Annotated in this window: 9 protein-coding genes; all 9 read right to left on the bottom strand. The window is 75.8% G+C overall.

Annotated features, from left to right (window positions below; all coding sequences use genetic code 11):
- Nucleotides 1–14: 14 nt before the first annotated feature.
- Nucleotides 15–455, bottom strand: a complete 441-nt coding sequence (locus AC069R_RS17585; RefSeq protein ID WP_478767675.1) for a YbaB/EbfC family nucleoid-associated protein — start codon at nt 453–455, stop codon at nt 15–17.
- Nucleotides 456–642: 187 nt separating this feature from the next.
- Complete coding sequence (locus AC069R_RS17580; RefSeq protein WP_478767674.1) at nt 643–3,816, bottom strand: hypothetical protein; 3,174 nt, start codon at nt 3,814–3,816, stop codon at nt 643–645.
- A 91-nt stretch (nt 3,817–3,907) separates the two neighbouring features.
- A complete protein-coding gene (locus AC069R_RS17575) occupies nt 3,908–4,477 on the bottom strand; it encodes a hypothetical protein (protein WP_478767673.1) in 570 nt (189 codons plus the stop codon).
- Between the two features lie 6 nt (nt 4,478–4,483).
- Complete coding sequence (locus AC069R_RS17570) at nt 4,484–4,771, bottom strand: WXG100 family type VII secretion target (RefSeq protein WP_037655754.1); 288 nt, start codon at nt 4,769–4,771, stop codon at nt 4,484–4,486.
- A 62-nt stretch (nt 4,772–4,833) separates the two neighbouring features.
- Entirely contained in the window at nt 4,834–5,175 is a 342-nt protein-coding gene (locus AC069R_RS17565) for a WXG100 family type VII secretion target (protein WP_478767672.1), read from the bottom strand.
- Between the two features lie 155 nt (nt 5,176–5,330).
- Nucleotides 5,331–8,897 carry a right-handed parallel beta-helix repeat-containing protein gene (locus tag AC069R_RS17560; RefSeq protein ID WP_478767671.1) on the bottom strand — a complete coding sequence of 1,189 codons (3,567 nt, stop codon included), beginning with the start codon at nt 8,895–8,897 and terminating at the stop codon, nt 5,331–5,333.
- On the bottom strand, nt 8,894–12,436 hold the full coding sequence (locus tag AC069R_RS17555) for a hypothetical protein (protein ID WP_478767670.1): 3,543 nt from the start codon (nt 12,434–12,436) through the stop codon (nt 8,894–8,896). Before AC069R_RS17555 ends, AC069R_RS17560 begins: the two co-directional genes overlap by 4 nt.
- A gap of 4 nt (nt 12,437–12,440) precedes the next feature.
- Nucleotides 12,441–13,907 (bottom strand): type VII secretion protein EccB, encoded by a 1,467-nt coding sequence (gene eccB / locus AC069R_RS17550; RefSeq protein WP_478767669.1) that lies wholly within the window; start codon nt 13,905–13,907, stop codon nt 12,441–12,443.
- A gap of 13 nt (nt 13,908–13,920) precedes the next feature.
- Nucleotides 13,921–15,315 carry a type VII secretion integral membrane protein EccD gene (eccD, locus tag AC069R_RS17545; protein WP_478767668.1) on the bottom strand — a complete coding sequence of 465 codons (1,395 nt, stop codon included), beginning with the start codon at nt 15,313–15,315 and terminating at the stop codon, nt 13,921–13,923.
- Between the last annotated feature and the right edge of the window lie 50 nt (nt 15,316–15,365).

The raw sequence follows: 15,365 nt of genomic DNA, 5'->3' as shown, positions 1-15,365 counted from the left end.
CGCGGTGCCCGGCGTCACCGGCCGTCACCGCGGCGGGCGTCCGGCCGCCCCTCGGCGAGGTACTCGCGCACCTGGTCGGGCATGGCGGGTTCCTCCGCGAGCAGTTCGGTGGCGTCGACCCTGCCCTCGATGAGGTCGGTGATCCGCACCCCGGCCGGCAGCCCGTGCGAGCCGACCTCCGCGACGGCCTCCAGTGCGTTGGCGCGGGCCTGGCGGATGGTCGACAGCAGCGCCTCGGAGAGTTCCTTCGGCGCCATCCGGTGGTAGGCGCCGGTGGGGAACTCGATCGCGGTGACCTCGCCCTGCGCGGTGACGGTCGCCTTGACGGTCTGCCGGGGCGCGGTCGCCGTGCCGGTCACCTCGTTGATCCGGCGCCGCGTCTCTACGGCCTCCGTGCGCTGCTTGTGGTAGAGCGCCAGCAGGTCTTCTATCTCCTGGTCGTAGGGGCTGCTCATCCGAGTCTCCTTGCGTCGTGCGCTGGTGCGGCGGCGGGGCGGCGCCGGGCGGCGGGCGGTCGCCGAGTGGCAGACGCCTGCCGAGTGGCAGACGTCCGCAGAGCGGCAGCCGGTCGCAGGGACGCAGCCGGTCGCCGGGTGGCGGGTGCGTGCCTGGTGGCCGGTGGCCGCCGGGTGGCGGGTGCGGTCACAGCACCGCTCCGGAGCCGTCGGAGGCCGCCGAGCCCCAGGTGTCGCCGTCCTGGACCAACAGGTCGGCGATGCCGCGGGACGGCTGCGCCGGTTCCTCATCGGTCTCCGGATCAGCCAACGCCGGGTCCTGCGGCGGCAGTTCGGCGGTGAGTTCCGAGGGGTCGCCGGCGAACGAGCGCAGCGGGACGGCCGGGATGACCATCTCGCCGGGGCCGGTGGGCCCGGACCGGTTGGGGCGCCAGGTGGACAGCCGGGGCCCGTCGGCCTCCTCCGCCGTGGCACCGGCCGCGCCGGACCAGGTGCTCGCGTCCTCCGTCGCATAGCCGGGCGCCGGCACCTCCTCCTCGTCCTCGGTCGGCACGGACCACAGCAGCGGCACGAACGACGCTCCCGCGCTGTCCCACGCCGCCGTGTCCTCCGCCTCGGAACCCTCGGCGGGCGCCAACGCCACTTGATCGTCGGGAAGTTCCGGATCCTCCGGCGTGTCCGGCTCGTCCGCGCCGAGCGGCTCCGCCGCGTGGCCGTCGCCCACCGGCAGCACGACCAGCGCCGCCGCATCGTCCTCGTCCCGATGCCGGTGCCGTCGTTCGGGGGACTCCTCCGCGGAGCCCGCCGCACCCGCGCCGAATGCGGCCCCGGCCACGGCCGCCGCGGCCGTTCCCGCCGCCACCCCGAGCAGGGCGGCCGGCAGCGTGCCCTCGCCCACGCCTTCTTGAGCCGCCACGACCGGACGCTCACCGTCGGCCTCCGCCTCCGGCGTCCACGCCCGCTCGTCGGGCTCCAGCAGACCGGAGGCGTCCGACCGCTCCTCCTGCGCCCCGGCGGAGGCGGCGCCCGCGCCGGGCATCATGCCGGGCATCGCGGGCGCAGGCTCGCCCGCGACCGAGTCGCCTGCCACCGAGGCGCCTGCCTCCCCGGCCTCGCCCGCCCCGGCGGCCCCCGCCTCCCCGGCCCCGGCCCCGCCCGCCACCGCGGTACCCGTCTCTCCGGGCTCCGCGAGCGGTTGCACGGGAGCCGCCGTCGGCCGCGGTGCGATGGGCAGCCCGTCCGAGCCGATCATCACACCCTCGCTGGGGTCGGGCAGCGTGAGACCCTCGCCGCCCGCTCCGGTGCCCCCGGTGATCTCCTCGGGGACTCCGGGCTCACCGGTCCACGGCTCACCGTCGGGCTCCAGCAGCCCCGAGGCATCGCTCGGATCGGCCGCCCCCTGCGCGGCGGGGCCGCCCTGCCCCATGCCGGGCATCATGGGCATGCCGTTCATCCCGCCCATGCCCGGGACCGGGCCTGCCCCGGCCTCCTCGGCGGCGAGCGCGCCGGGCAGCGCCTCCGCCTCCTCGTCCAGCGGCAGTCCGAGCCCGTCGCCGCCCGCCGGGGCGCCGTTGCCGCCGATCTCCTCGCCCAGCTCGGGGTCGCCGGTCCAGGGTTCGGCCTCGCTGTCGAGCAGGCCGCTGGCGTCGCTGGGGTCGAGGGTGCCGCTCTGGGGCATGCCGCCCGTGCCCATGCCGGGCGTCATGGGCATGCCGCCGGTGCCGGTGAGGCCGTCCTCGGTGGAGAGGTCGCCGGGGTAGTGCGCGGCCGTTTCCTCGTCCGTCGGCAGTCCGAGTCCGTCGCCGCCTGCCTCGGCGCCGTTGCCGCCGATCTCGTCGGCCACGCTCGGGTCGCCGGTCCAGGGTTGGGCGTCGCTGTCGAGCAGGCCGCTGGCGTCGCTGGGGTCGAGGGCGCCGCTCTGGGGCATGCCGCCCGTGCCCATGCCGGGCATCATCGGCATGCCGCCCGTGCCGAGGGCCTTTTCGCCGTCCGACAGGCCGCCGACGGACGGCGACTCCAGCGCGTCGTCCAGAAGTGACGGCGAGTCGAGCCCCGCAGGCAGCCCGGACTCCGTGTCGAGGCCGCCGGGGAACTGCTCGGGGGAGACATCGCCGAGCCCGTCCCCCGCGGTCAGATCGCCGGCGGGGCCGCCGACACCTGTGTCGCCGGGAAACTCCTCCGGGGCGCCGCCGCCGTCGGCCCAACTGGCCGGGTCCTCCGCGAGGTTGTCGGCCAGCGCCGGCACCTTCCCGCCGTCCGTGTTCAGCCCGCCGGGGAACGCGGCGGGCGAGAACGTCGGAACACCGCCGGCCACGTCGGTGCCGTCCGGGAACGAGGTGGGCGAGAGGGTGGGCGCACCGTCGTCCACACCGGTGCCACCCGGAAACGCGGACGGATTGAGCGCCCGGTCCAGGGCGCTCGGATCGAGGGTGTCGTTGCCGATCGCGTCGTCCGGGAGCCCGTCGAGACCGGGCGCGTCGCCGTCCACGCCGGTGCCGCCGGAGTACGGCGCGGGTGTGGCCAGCGCGTTCATCGGGTCCAGTCCTGGCATGTCCGGGTCCGGGAGGCCCGAGGTGTCGGGGGCCGAGTACGCCTGCGGGTCCGGCGCGTTGACGTCCGGCAGGTTCGGGTCGGTCAGATCGGGGTCGGAGACGTCCGGGACGTCGTCGGACACATCGGGGTTGTCCGTGGGGCTGGTGACGGGCGGCGGGGTGTGCACCGAGTCGATGGTGACCTGGTACTCGCCCGCCAGGCTCTTGAGGACCGCGCGCATGTCCCTGGTCATCCACTCGACCAGCTGCGGCTTCTCGTGGATGGGGATCAGTCCGTTGCTCATCGGCTGGACGCCCATCTTCAGGGCCTGGTTGGCGTACCAGTTGTCGATGTCGGCGATCTTCGCCTTGGCGTTGTAGAGGTTGGCCGAGTTGTCCGCGAGCTGCTGCGGCACCGAGTTGCCCGCCTCACCGCCGGAGAGCACGTCGGCGGTCGCCTTCACCTGCCGGGAGAAGGTGTTGATCATGTCGCAGAAGGCGTCCGCCGCGGCCCCCTTCCACGGCCCGTTCTCCCCGGCCAGCGCGTTCGCCTGGTCGGCGAGGCTCTTGGCGATGCCGGCGAGCACCACCTGCGCGTTGAGGAAGTGACCCGCCGCGTCCAGCAGGGACTGCGGGTCCGAAATGCCCTTGGCACGCTCCTCGTTGGCGTCCGAGGCGGTCCCGGCGGACATGCCGTTGATGGCCGCCATGATCTGCTTCCAGTCCCACGAGTTGTAGTCGTCGATCGAACCGGGATCGTTTCCGGGATCGGCGAAGATGCCGTCGCCGCTGTCGCTGAACCCACCGCTGTTGTAGTCCGGGCTGGCCATCTGTGCCCCAGTCTCCCGCTCGCGCCCCTGTCAGGGTCCCCGCCGCCCCCGGCCGCCGTCGTACGGCGCCGGGAACGGCGGGGACCACCCGTCAACTTGCTCCGCCGCCGGACCCGCCGGCGTCGGTCACCAGGCTGGTGAAGTCGCTGCTCGTGCTCTGCATGGCGTTCTGCAGATCCGTCGCCTTCATCCGCCCGGCGTCTTCCAGAGTGGTGTAGTGCTGCGCCAACTGCTTGACGCCGTCGCGCAGATCACCCAGACCCTGGGCCAGGTCCTGGAACACCTTGATGTACGACTCCTTGAGCCCGGAGTCGGCGTTCGGACCGTTGATCTTCGTCCGGATCTGGTTCGCGTGGTAGAACGCGCCCGGCTCGGCCTGCACCTTCCCCAGCTCGGTCGCGGCGTCCCGCGCGGGCTGGATCAGCTTGTCGATGTTGTCGGCGAACAACAGCATCGACGGGGTGTCCACGCTGGTACCGCTGCCTGGATTGCCCGAACCCCCCGGCACGTTCGGCGGGGTGAACGTCGTGCTCGCGGTCACGGTGCGGTGGCCGGGGTCGATCGTCGTACCGCCGTCGTACTGCTGCGGCTGTGGATCACCGCCTGAGTTCGAATTCGAGTTGCTGTCGGAATTCGACTGGGCGGAGTAACCGTCGGTCATCCCGGATCACCCCCAGAGCCGAACGCCCTGGCGCTCGCCGCTGGAGTAGTACTCGTTGATCTCACCGAGCATCTGGGTGGCGGAGGCGGCCTTCTGCGTCATGTCCGCGGCGGCCGCGTCCCACTGCGCCTTGACCTGCTGGTAGGTCTGCTGGGCGTCGCTGGTCCACTCGCTGAGGTGCATCTTCGCGGCGTTGTCCAGCTCGGTGAGCGTCTGGTTGATGCGCTGCGTGATGGAGTTCATCTCGCCGACGATGTAGTCGACCTGCTCCATCTGGACGGTGTACGTGGTCATCTGCTGTCCGGCTCCTTGGGAACGGATGCGAGTACGAAGGGGTGTGTCGGCCGGGGACCGGCTCAGGAGGGGAAGCCCGGCAGGCCGACCTGGCCGGAGCTCATCTGCTGCGCGACCTGCTGGGCCTGCTGCTGGGTGTTCTCGTGGGTGTTGGCGTAGATGTGGGTGTTCTCCGCCAGCTTCTCCAGCATGGTGCGCAGCGCCTGGTTGACCTTGTCGAAGTCGGTCAGCCAGTCCTGCATGGCCGAGTGGTAGATGTTCGCGGCTTCGCCGCTCCAGCTCGCCCGCAGGCCCTCGATCTGGCCGTCCATCTGCGCGTACGAGCCGGTGGTCTCGTCCAGGGCGGTCTGGAAGCTGCCCTGGGCGGCGGTCATTCCCTGTAGTTCGACTGACGTCAGTGCCATTCGTATGGTCCTCTCTCGAACTGCGGCGCCGGCCTAGGCCGTTGACAGCGATGTCACATCCACGGGGGATGCGCATCGGCGCCGGATGGTGGGGGGTTCACCCGCCGTCCGCCGCCGCGCACGAGGCCGTGTGCGGGGGCGGGGGCGGACGTCTCTCAGGTCTGCACCAGGGGCCTCGCCGGGGGCGGCGGCTCCGTGGTGCCCGGCCGCCCGGCCCCCGCGTGCGGGGCCTTCGCCGGGTGCGCTGCGGCGGCCGGTGCGGGGTGGGGCGCCGGTCCCGCCGCCGCGGCGCCCGCAGGACCCGCGGCGCCCGCAGGGGCTGCTGAACCGGCAGGGCCCGGTGAGCCCGTCGGGTGCGGTGAGCCCGCCGGTCCGGGGCCCGCTGGCGTGTCGCGGGCCGGGGGGCCGGGGAGGTCGGTCGCGGAGACGGTACGGGTACGGGCGGACGCGGCGAGCCGTTCGGCCAGGCGGTGCGCCTCCCAGGCACCCCCGCGCGGCGGCGCGGCATGGAAGGCGGCGGCCAGCATCTCGCCTGCGTCGTCGGCCAGTTGGAAGCCGAAGGCCCACAGCCGCCGTCGTACCAGCTCGATGGCCTGCTCCACGGTGTACGGGTCCAGCCGCAGGTACTCGGCGAACTCCCCGGCGACGTCCGCCCGTTCGGCCACCAGCGCACGCAGCTCGGCGGGCGAGCCGCACAGCGCGAGCACCGCCTCGCAGGGCGTGCCGGCCAGCCGGGCCAGTCCGTCGAGCACCGCCGCGCGTTCGGCGGGCGAACGGCGGCCGAGGGCGTCGTCGAGGCGCAGCACCAGCAGCCCGCCCTCCGCCTCCTCCAGGGCCGCCGCCAGCCGGTGGGCGGGCTGCTTCGGGAAGCGTGCCGGGAGCGTGGAGAGCCGTACCTCGTGCACGGCGCCCGAGGGCAGCAGCCCCGCCTCGGTCAGACACCGCGCGTACGCGCGGGCCAGCGCCCGCCGGCCGCTGCCCTGCGGCCCCTCCAGCACGATGTTGGCCTGCGCGGAGATCGGCCGCCCGTGCTCCCGCGGCGCACCGGCCAGCGCCTCCACACGGGTGGCCAGGGCGGCGCGGGCCGTGTCGAGGCCGGTCATCGCGGCCAGCTTCCGCAGGCCCGCCGGACGGGGAGGGCCGGCAACGGGGGCCGTCGGCGAGGGCGCGGGGGCCGGGGCCGCGGGCTGATGGTCCCGGCCGCCTCGTGCAACGGGCCGATCGGGTCGGCCACTTGCCGTGGCCGTCGGTCCGCCGCCCTGCGCCTGTGCCGCGCCGCCCGGCACCGTGATGACGTCCGACCCGTCGAGCCGCGACAACTCCGTGTCGTCGCCCGGCGGTTGGGTGGCGAGCCGGGACGCCTGCCGGCTGATCATCTCCTCGAAGACCTGGCGGGCGACGCGCCCGTTGCCGAAGGTCGCGCCCTTGGGCACGTCCTGGAAGTAGCGGTCCAGGGCCTCCAGCGCGGAGCCCGACAGCTCGTAGTAGTGCTTGGCGCACAGGCCCCGCACGATGGTGACCAGTTCCTCGGCGCTGTAGTTGGGGAACTCCACGGTGCGGGCGAAGCGGGAGGCCATGCCCGGATTGGAGGCGAGGAACTGCTCCATCTGCGCGGAGTACCCGGCGACGATCACCACGACCTCGTCGCGGTGGTCCTCCATCAGCTTCATCAGCGTGTCCACGGCCTCCTGCCCGAAGTCGGGGCCGTTGCCGCGGGACTGGTTGGTGAGCGTGTACGCCTCGTCGATGAACAGCACACCGCCGAGCGCCTTGTTGAAGACCTCCGTGGTCTTGATGGCCGTGCCGCCGATGATCTGCGCCACCAGATCGGCGCGGGCCACCTCGACGATATGGCCCTGGCTGAGGATGCCCAGTTCGGCGAGGACCGCGCCGTAGAGCCGGGCCACCGTGGTCTTGCCGGTGCCGGGCGGGCCCGCGAAGACCAGGTGCCGGCTCATGGGCGGCATCGGCAGGCCCATCTCCTGGCGGCGCTGCGCCATCTTGTTGAGGTTGATCAGCCCGGTGACCTCCCGCTTCACGCTCTCCAGGCCGACCAGCGCCTCCAGCTCCGCGAGCGGCCCGGTGCCGGTGTGCGCGGCCTGCCGGGTCGCCGCGTCGCCGTCCGCCGCGCCGGAATCGCCGGGACCGCCGGCGCCGCTCGTACGGCCTGCCGGGTCGCCGCCGGTGTCCACGCGCTCCACCGAGACCCGGCCCGAGGTGAGCTGGCGTACCGGGACGCCCCCGTTGTCGCGGACCTCGCAGTCGTGCACCCGCACCGGTTCCTCGGTGTTGCAGCGCACGCCGTCGCCGCCGTTGTCGAAGACGGCGCAGTTGGTCAGCTCGGCCCGCGAGGACGCCTGGACGTTCACGCCGTGCCCGCGCGCGCCGTTGACCCGGCAGCCGACCGCGCTGAGCGCACCGCCCGCGCTGATCCGGATGCCGTCGCCGTCCGCGCCGGTGAACTCGCTGTCCTGAGCGCTGAGTTCGCACTCCGCGCCGACGAGCGTCGTACAGCCCGTGAACGCCGAGCCGGTCACCTCGGCGCGGGCGCCCGAGGCGAGGGCGAGGCCGGGGCCGCCACCGGAGCGCAGCCGCACCGCGGACAGCGTCGCCGACGCCCCCTCGGACAGCTCGACGCCGGTCGCCAACTCGGCCTCGCGCACGGTCAGCCGGGCCTTGGACCCGGCGCCCAGCAGCGCGGTGCCGCAGGCGTCGGCCGTCAGCCGGTCGAGGACCACCACACCGTCCGCCGCGTGCACGGCCGCCGTGCTCGCGCCCTCGACGGTCAGCCCCGCGCCCTCGGCCTGCCCGCCCGCCTCCACCAGCAGACCGGTCGGGGTGCCGGTGATCCGGCAGTCCTGCAGACGGGGCCGCGCCCCGGCCGCGACATGGATGCCCTCCCGCCGCGCCCCGGCGACCAGGCACTCCCGCAGCACCGGCGCGCTGCCCTCGCCGACCCGGACCGCCTGACCCCCGGAACCGGTGAACGAGCAGCGCACCAAGGCGACTTCGGCGGCACTGGTCAGATACGCGTCCAGGGCCGCGCTGCCGCTCACCTCGACGCCGGTCAGCGTGGCGCGCGCCTGCTGCTCCACGGCGAGCGCGGGCTTGCCGCTGCCGCTGATCCGGGTCGCCTCCACCACCGCCGTGGCCTGCCCGTTGACACAGACACCGTTGCCCCGCGCCCGGTCCAGCCGGCAGTCGCGCAACGTCAGCCGGCCGTGCTCGGCCACCACGACCGCCGACGAGCCGACCTCCTGGATGTGCGTGCCCTCCACCGCGTTGGCGCCGCCGGAGGTGACCACGATGCCCGCGCCCTGCGCGTTGGTGACCTGGCAGTCCCGCAGCGCGACCACGCCGTCCTGCCAGGCCAGCACCGCCGCCCACGCCTCGCCGGAGATCCGGCAGCCGTCCAGCGCGGCCTGCCCCCGGCGCACGTCGAGCACCGGGGCCTCCCGGTCGGTGCCGGACAGTCGGAGCCCGGTGATCCGTACCGCCTCCGCGTCCAGGACGACGGTGCTGCCCGCGGACGCCGCGATCTCCACCGTGCCGCCGGCGCCCTCGGCGGCCAGCGTCACCGCGCGGTTGATGTACAGGCTCTCGTCGTAACGCCCCGGCGCGACGGTGATCAGCGCGCCGTCGGTGGCGTCCGCGAGCGCGTCGGCGATGGCGCGGTAGGCACCGGGGCGGTCCGGGGACACCAGTAGCACGGGCCGGGTCACAGTTTCGCTCCCTCGTCAGGCGCACTCAGGTCGCCGCTGTCGCCGTCGCCGGTGGTGCGCGGGCCCCGCCGCGGCGCCGGCGCTTCACCCATCAGGCCCGGAGGCGCCCCGAGGCTCTCCTCGCCGCCCCGCTCGTCCCGCCCGGCCGCGTCGTCGGCGCGCAACGCGGCGGCCGCGCGGTCGAGGCCGTCCAGCGCGATCTCGTCCAACGGCACCCGCTGGGCGTCCACCTTGCCGTCGGAGGCGATCTCCGAGGGCGACAACTCCCGCAGCAGCACCGGGCCTTCGCCTTCCGCTGGACGCAGCACCTTGAACCTCGTACCGGGCAGGAACACCACGCGGTCCGGCTCGGCGGGGTCGATCAGATTGGTACGGCGGGCGGTGATCGACCAGATGAGGAAGTCGGTGGCGTCGTGCGGGCCGGGGCGGGGGGCGCCGTACGCCGTGCAGAACGCCCACTCCGTCACCAGCCGCCCCTCGCGGAACCACGCCCGCTCCGCCGCGCTCGCGCGGGCCCGCAGCAGCGCGGCACCCCGGTACGACGGCAGCCTGCGCAGCCCGGCCGCCACACAGCGGGCCAGCGGCACGTGCGGGCCGACCGCAGCGGCGCGTACGGCCGCGTTGACCCGCGCGCTGTCCCCGGACAGGAACAGCCGTACGGCCACCAGGTCGGTGAGCGCGTCCGCCGCCTCGCCGCGTGCGCCGCCGCGCAGGCCCGGTGACTCCGACATCACCCGCGACACCGTGCCCGCGACCGCGTTGTACTGCGTGCTCAGCGTCCGCCGTACCCAGTCCCGCTCCTTCTCGGTGCCGCGCTCGGGCGGCACGGCGCAGGCGGACGCCTTGGGGGTGGGCTGGACGCGGACGCCGGGGGTTGCCGCGGGGGGCTTCGGGGCGTCCGCGGCCTTCGGCGCGGCGGCGGGCGGCGCCGCCGCGCCGGCCCGGTCGTCGTCGGCGGCGGCGGGCGCCACGGGAGCCGCGGCCGGGGAGTCGGACTCCAGCCGGATCGACGGCGCGGGCCGCACGACGGGCTTCGGCTCGGCCGGCCGGGGGGCGGGGGCAGGGGCCGTGGGCGCGGGGGGAGCGGTCGGCACCGGGGGCGCGGTCGGCGGCACCGTGGGCTGCGGCTGCGGTTCCGCTTGCGGTGTTTCGGTGGTGGGGGTGGGCGGCAGCGACGGACCGGCGCCGGGGCTGCCGGGCGCGTGCGGGGCCGACCCTGCCGGTTCCGGTTCCGGCTCCGCGTTCCGTTCCGGTTCCGGTTCCGGGACGGGCGGTCGTGTGGGTACGTCGGTCCGTGCCGGGCGGTCCGTGCGCCGGCCGTCGGGAGCGTGCGCCGGGCGCGGGTTCTCCCGCGGCGGCTCGCCCGGTTGCCCCGGCTCGGACACGGCCGGAAGGTCGGGCAGGGGAAGGCGCGCGGGCGCGGTGGGACGAGGCGGCGCGGGCGGCGGCGGAACCAAGCTTTGCGGCGCGGGCGCCGGCGGAACCACGCCCTGCGGCATGGGCGGTGGCGGAACCAAGCCGTGCGGCGCGGGCTGCGGCGGAACCGAGCCCTGCGGCGCGAGCAGCGGCGGAACCGGGCCCTGCGGCGCGGGCTGCGGAACGGGGCTCTGCGACGTGGGCTGCTGCGGGACGGGGCCCTGCGACGTGGGCTGCTGCGGGACGGGGCCCTGCGACGTGGGCGGCGGCGGAACCGGGCCCTGGTCCACGGGCGCGGGTGCCGGACCCTCGGTGCGCGGCGCGTCGGGTATCGGCTCCGGGCCAGGACGCGGCGCCTCCCGCACCGGTACGGCGACAGGTACGGGCACGGGCGTGGGTGCGGTTGAGAGTCCCCCGGTCGCCGTAGCGGCCGACTCGGCGGCGGTCTCCCGCGCGGGCCGGCCGGCCATGCCCCCGGCCCCGGAATCGCCGGTCACGTGCACGTCGTCGCCCGACTCGACCCGCGGCAACCCGGCCGCCGGCGATCCACCCGACGGCGCCTCGGACTCGATCCTGGCCGCGGGCGGCACCGTGGCGGGAGCGGGCGTCGCCGGTGCCGCGGCGCCGCGTACCCGGACGGTCCGCTCGTCGAGGTCCAGCCGCGCCAGCGCCGACGCCGCGCCCGAGCCCTCACCTCGTACAACCCCGTTCTCCGCCACCGGAGTTGCCGCCGGAGCCGCCGCACTCCAGGGCGCCACCTCCGCGGCCCGCGCCTGCCCCCGGAACGCGGCGGGGGCGATCGCCTGCGGGCCCGTCGCCGTGGCGTCCGGCGCCGACCACAGGTGCGCGTCGTCCGCCAGGACCGCCAGGTGGCCCGGCTCGTCGGCCGGTGCGATGGTGAAGCCCTCACGGCGCTCGGGGTCCAGCCGCCACAGCATGTCCTCGGCGAGGGAGCGCATGCGCTCCTCCGTGCCCGGCGTGCCGCGGTCGTAGAGGATCGCGGCGTAGCCGGGCGCGGCCGGTATCCGGCGCACCGCGTCGCCGTCCGCGGGTTCGGCCAGCGGGCGCATCCACAGCCCGCTCTGCACCACTTCGAGCACCGCGTCGGCGGCGTACTCGTACACGCCGGTGGAGATCTCCGGCACCCCGGACAGGGGGCGGCGCAGTCCGAAGAGGGCGGGCGGGGCGGGGGCGCTCCCGGTGCGCGGGAAGTACATCAGCTCGCTGACGAAGGGGCGGTGGCCGAGCGTGCCGTCCGGCCGTACCGCCGCCACCTCGGGCGAGGCGAGACCGACGCGCGACTCGACGGGCACGCCCGCGTACAGCACCACCTGCTGGCCGAGCGCGTCGGCGAGTTCCTGGCCCAGCGCCTCGGCGCCCTCGGGCAGCGCGACGGGACCGAGGTGCAGGAAGCGCACCCAGGAGCGGGCGGACGGCAGGACCGTCTCCCACAGCCGGGTCACGTCCGCCAGGGTCACCGGCGGTCCGCCGGGGCTGCCGAGGACCACGGTGAGGATGTCGGGGTGGCTGGGCAGCCGGTCCACCAGGCGCCGGCCGCTCTCGGCGGCGGGATGGTCGTGCGGGCTGCGCACCCACACCCCGCAGGGCGCGGGCTCGGCGATGCCGTGGCCGCTGGTCGTCCAGGGGCGGTCGAAGGTGGAGAACTCCCAGCGCGGCTTGGGGAACCGGCGCGAGTCGCGCTCCGCCGAACGGCCGGGCCGGAACCGCAGCCAGCCCGCGCCGTGGTCGCTCGGGATGAACAGGCCGCCGCCGTCGGTCGGCAGCACCGCGCCGTCCGGCGCGAGCACCAGCCGGCCGAGCCGGTCCGCGATCCGCTGGGCGGCGCGCCGCGACTCCTGGGGCGTGCCCCGGCCGAAGACCAGGCGCAGGCTCTCGCCGCGGCCCGCCAGCAGCCGTGCCACCGCGTCCGCCGAGCCCTCCAGCGACCCGTACGGGAGATCCACCACGGCCAGGGTGTGCTGGGGGTCGGCGGCGAGCCCCGCGGCGAACGCGGCGGCGTGCGGGTCGGGTTCGCCCTTGGGGTGCACCAGCAGCGCCCGGCCCTCGGCCCGGCACTGCAACGCCGTCCCGCCCGCGCGGGTGGTGCCCAGTCCTCTGCGCATCCGCTCACCCCACCCGTGCGGGGGAGCCGGTGGGGGAGGGGTCGGCGGAGACCGCCGGGACCGGGGCCCGGCCCCCGCCCGAAGTACCCGTCACACCAGGGGAGTTGGTGGAGGCCGAGGCCGTCGCTCCGTCCTGCCCGGCCTGCACCGTCAGCGCCGCCGCCGAGCGGTCGAGGACCGGCCCGTGCGGGAGCGCGGCCAGCAGGGTCTCCGGCAGCGCGGTCGCGGTGCCGGAGCCGATGCCGAGGGACTGCGCGGCGGAGGAGCCCAGCGGGTAGACGATGCCCTGGTCGGTGATCAGGAAGGTGTGCGGGTTCGACACCCGGGCCGCCACCTCCCGCTGGTCCACGGCGTACACACCGTGCGACGGCGGCACCAGCACCCGCTGGCTCCCGGTCGCCGCCGGGCCGCTCTCCACCTCCACGCTCGCGGTCAGCCGGGCCCCCCTCGTGCTCTCGCGCAGGCACACCGCCTGCCGGGAGGTGTCGAGGGCCGGGGCGCCGAGCAGGTCCGGCACCCCGCTGTCCAGGGAGTGGGCGGCGGAGACCCGCGCGGAGGCGATGTCGGTCACCGACACCTGGCGCGGGGCCGGCGCGCCGGGCCGGGCCGCGAGCAACGCGGCCTCGGTGGGGCTGACTTGGGCGACCCCGTCGGCGGTCATGACGTACGTGTGCTTCGCGCCCGCCGTGGTCATGGTGAACAACTGGCCCACGGTGACCGGCCGTCCGGCGACCTTCCCGGCCGGGCGGCCCGCCTGGTCGAGCTTCGCCGGGGCGAGCGCCGCCCCGGTCGGTACGGCGGCCAGCCACGCGGCGGAGGCGGCCACCGGCCGGTCACCGTCGAGGCCGAGCGCGATCAGCGCGGACTGCGCGGGCACCGGGTACTTGGTGCCCCGCCAGAGCACGAAACGCCGGCCGTCCGCCGACTTCAGCAGCAGCTGCCGCCCGGCGGGGAAGGCGCCCGCCCGCTTGCCCGGCGCGAAGTCGACCACCTGGCCGAACGGCAGGTCCGGGCGCAGGCAGTCGGTCCAGGACCCGGCCAGCAGGGCGGCCGGGGTGGGCAGCGAGTCGGGCGCGCCGTCGATGCCGACCGGCGCGCCGTGCGGTACGCCGCTCAGCGCCTTCGCCGCGACCGTGCGTACGGCGGCGCCGTCGCCGGTCAGCAGCAGCGCCGAGGCGTAGTTGCGCACCGGGCGCAGCCGGCCGTCGAGGAACAGGTACCGGGTGCCGGTCTCCTTCTCCACGACGATCGAGCCGGGCTCGCGCCAGGCCGCCGTGGTCACCGGCGACAGCTTGCCGTACACCAGGAAGCCCAGGCACAGCAGGACGACGAGTCCCGCGCCGAAGAAACTGCCCAGCGCGGCCCGCTTGGTGGGGCTGTCGCCGCGGCCGGGGTCCCCGGTGACGAGGGCGGTCGCCAGCCGGCCCATGGCGAACTGGTACGCCTGCATGTGATCGCGTCGGGTCTGCACGCCTCGGCCTCCCTCAGCTCGTCAGGGCGCGGAAGTAGGTGTACGCGTGCAGGACCTGGAGCAGCAGCGGCAGCAGCGCGATCGCGGTGACCGTCTCCAGCAGGTCGCCGCTGTGCCCCCACACCGGCAGCAGCCGGCCGCCGGGCAGCCGCCACGCGGCCACCAGCAGGGCGAGGACCGCGGCGAGCAGCAGGGCCACCACGATCAGCCGGGCGCCGTCGCCCGCCGCGGCGAACCGGGTGAGCGCCACCGTGGCCAGGCCGGCGGCCCCGGCGAGCACGGTCGGCACGCGCTGCGCGGACCGGTTCAGGCCGCGCGCCCGCAGCAGCACCGCGCCCGCGAACACCAGCGGCAGCAGCCAGCCGATCCAGCCGCCCTCGCGGGTCATGTACCAGAACCCGGCCGTGTAGACCAGCGCGGAGGACACGCTGAGCGTGTCCAGGAAGGCACCGGCCGCCTTGACCCTGCGCTCCACCCGCTCCTGCGGCTCCGGGTCGATGTCCTCCTGCAACTCGGCCGCGTTGTGCGGGAGCCGGGGCACCCGCAGCCGGGCGGCGCGCAGTGCGAGCCGGGGGCCGAAGTGGCCGAGCACGAACATCGCGACCGCGACCACGGCGACCGCCTGACCGCCGTGCCAGTGGGCGGCCCGCATCAGCCCGGTCCCCACGGCGGCGGCGAGCGCGGTGCCCAGCGCGGTGCCGGGCACCACCGGCGGCAGCGGGCGCAGCGCCAGCAGCGCGACGGCCACCACCGCGACCCCGCCCGCCGCGGCCAGCATTCCGGGCAGCCCCGGCGCGAAGCCGCCGTGCGGTCCCTCGCGGAAGGTCAGCCCGGCCAGCGCGCCGAACGCGAGGGCGCCGAGCCCGGCCACCAGCACGCCGGCCGCGTCGGCGGCGAGCCGGTGCCCGGCCACGCATCCGGCGGCCAGCAGTACGGCGATCACCCCGGCGCCGGCCGAGGCCGCGAGCCCCGGACCGAACCCCAGCAGCGCCCACGCCACCGCCGGCAGCGCCAGCACCGCGAGGGCGAGCGCCAGATTCCGGGTCAGGGCCGGCCGCCAGCCGCCTGGCAACGCTGTCACGACGTGCGCGACCCCGTCGGCGACATCGTCGAAGTGCAGGGCGGGCAACGGCTCGTCGGCGGGCCGCAGCTGGAGCACCTCGCCATGGCGCAGGCCGGCGGTGGCGGGGGTGGCGTCGGCGTCGAACGGGTCCTCGCCGAGCCGTTGCAGCACCCAGGGCGTGCCGCGGTCGGCCGCCTCCGTCGTCACATGGCGCACCAGCACGGGCAGCAGCGCGGAGACCGGCGTGGTGAGCGGGATCGCCAGATCGGCCTGGCCGGTGGGGCCCACCACCGTGACCCGGCAGACCTCCGAGGCGGGTGCGGTGACCGCGGGGGCTGTGGTCATCGGACTGCTCCTGGGGAGAGGGAGGGGGACGTGGGGAGGGCGCTCGGGTC

The organism is Streptomyces sp. NPDC043952 (assembly GCF_056435325.1).
The sequence above is the reverse complement of the archived record's forward strand: the minus strand, read 5'-3'. Positions and strand labels throughout refer to the sequence as shown.

Excerpts from the sequence above, each read along its gene's own strand:
- AC069R_RS17585 (WP_478767675.1), bottom strand. The coding sequence starts at position 455 with ATGAGCAGCCCCTACGACCAGGAGATAGAAGACCTGCTGGCGCTCTAC.
- AC069R_RS17555 (WP_478767670.1), bottom strand. The coding sequence starts at position 12,436 with ATGCGCAGAGGACTGGGCACCACCCGCGCGGGCGGGACGGCGTTGCAG.
- eccD (WP_478767668.1), bottom strand. The coding sequence starts at position 15,315 with ATGACCACAGCCCCCGCGGTCACCGCACCCGCCTCGGAGGTCTGCCGG.
- AC069R_RS17575 (WP_478767673.1), bottom strand. The coding sequence starts at position 4,477 with ATGACCGACGGTTACTCCGCCCAGTCGAATTCCGACAGCAACTCGAAT.
- AC069R_RS17570 (WP_037655754.1), bottom strand. The coding sequence starts at position 4,771 with ATGACCACGTACACCGTCCAGATGGAGCAGGTCGACTACATCGTCGGC.
- AC069R_RS17565 (WP_478767672.1), bottom strand. The coding sequence starts at position 5,175 with ATGGCACTGACGTCAGTCGAACTACAGGGAATGACCGCCGCCCAGGGC.
- AC069R_RS17580 (WP_478767674.1), bottom strand. The coding sequence starts at position 3,816 with ATGGCCAGCCCGGACTACAACAGCGGTGGGTTCAGCGACAGCGGCGAC.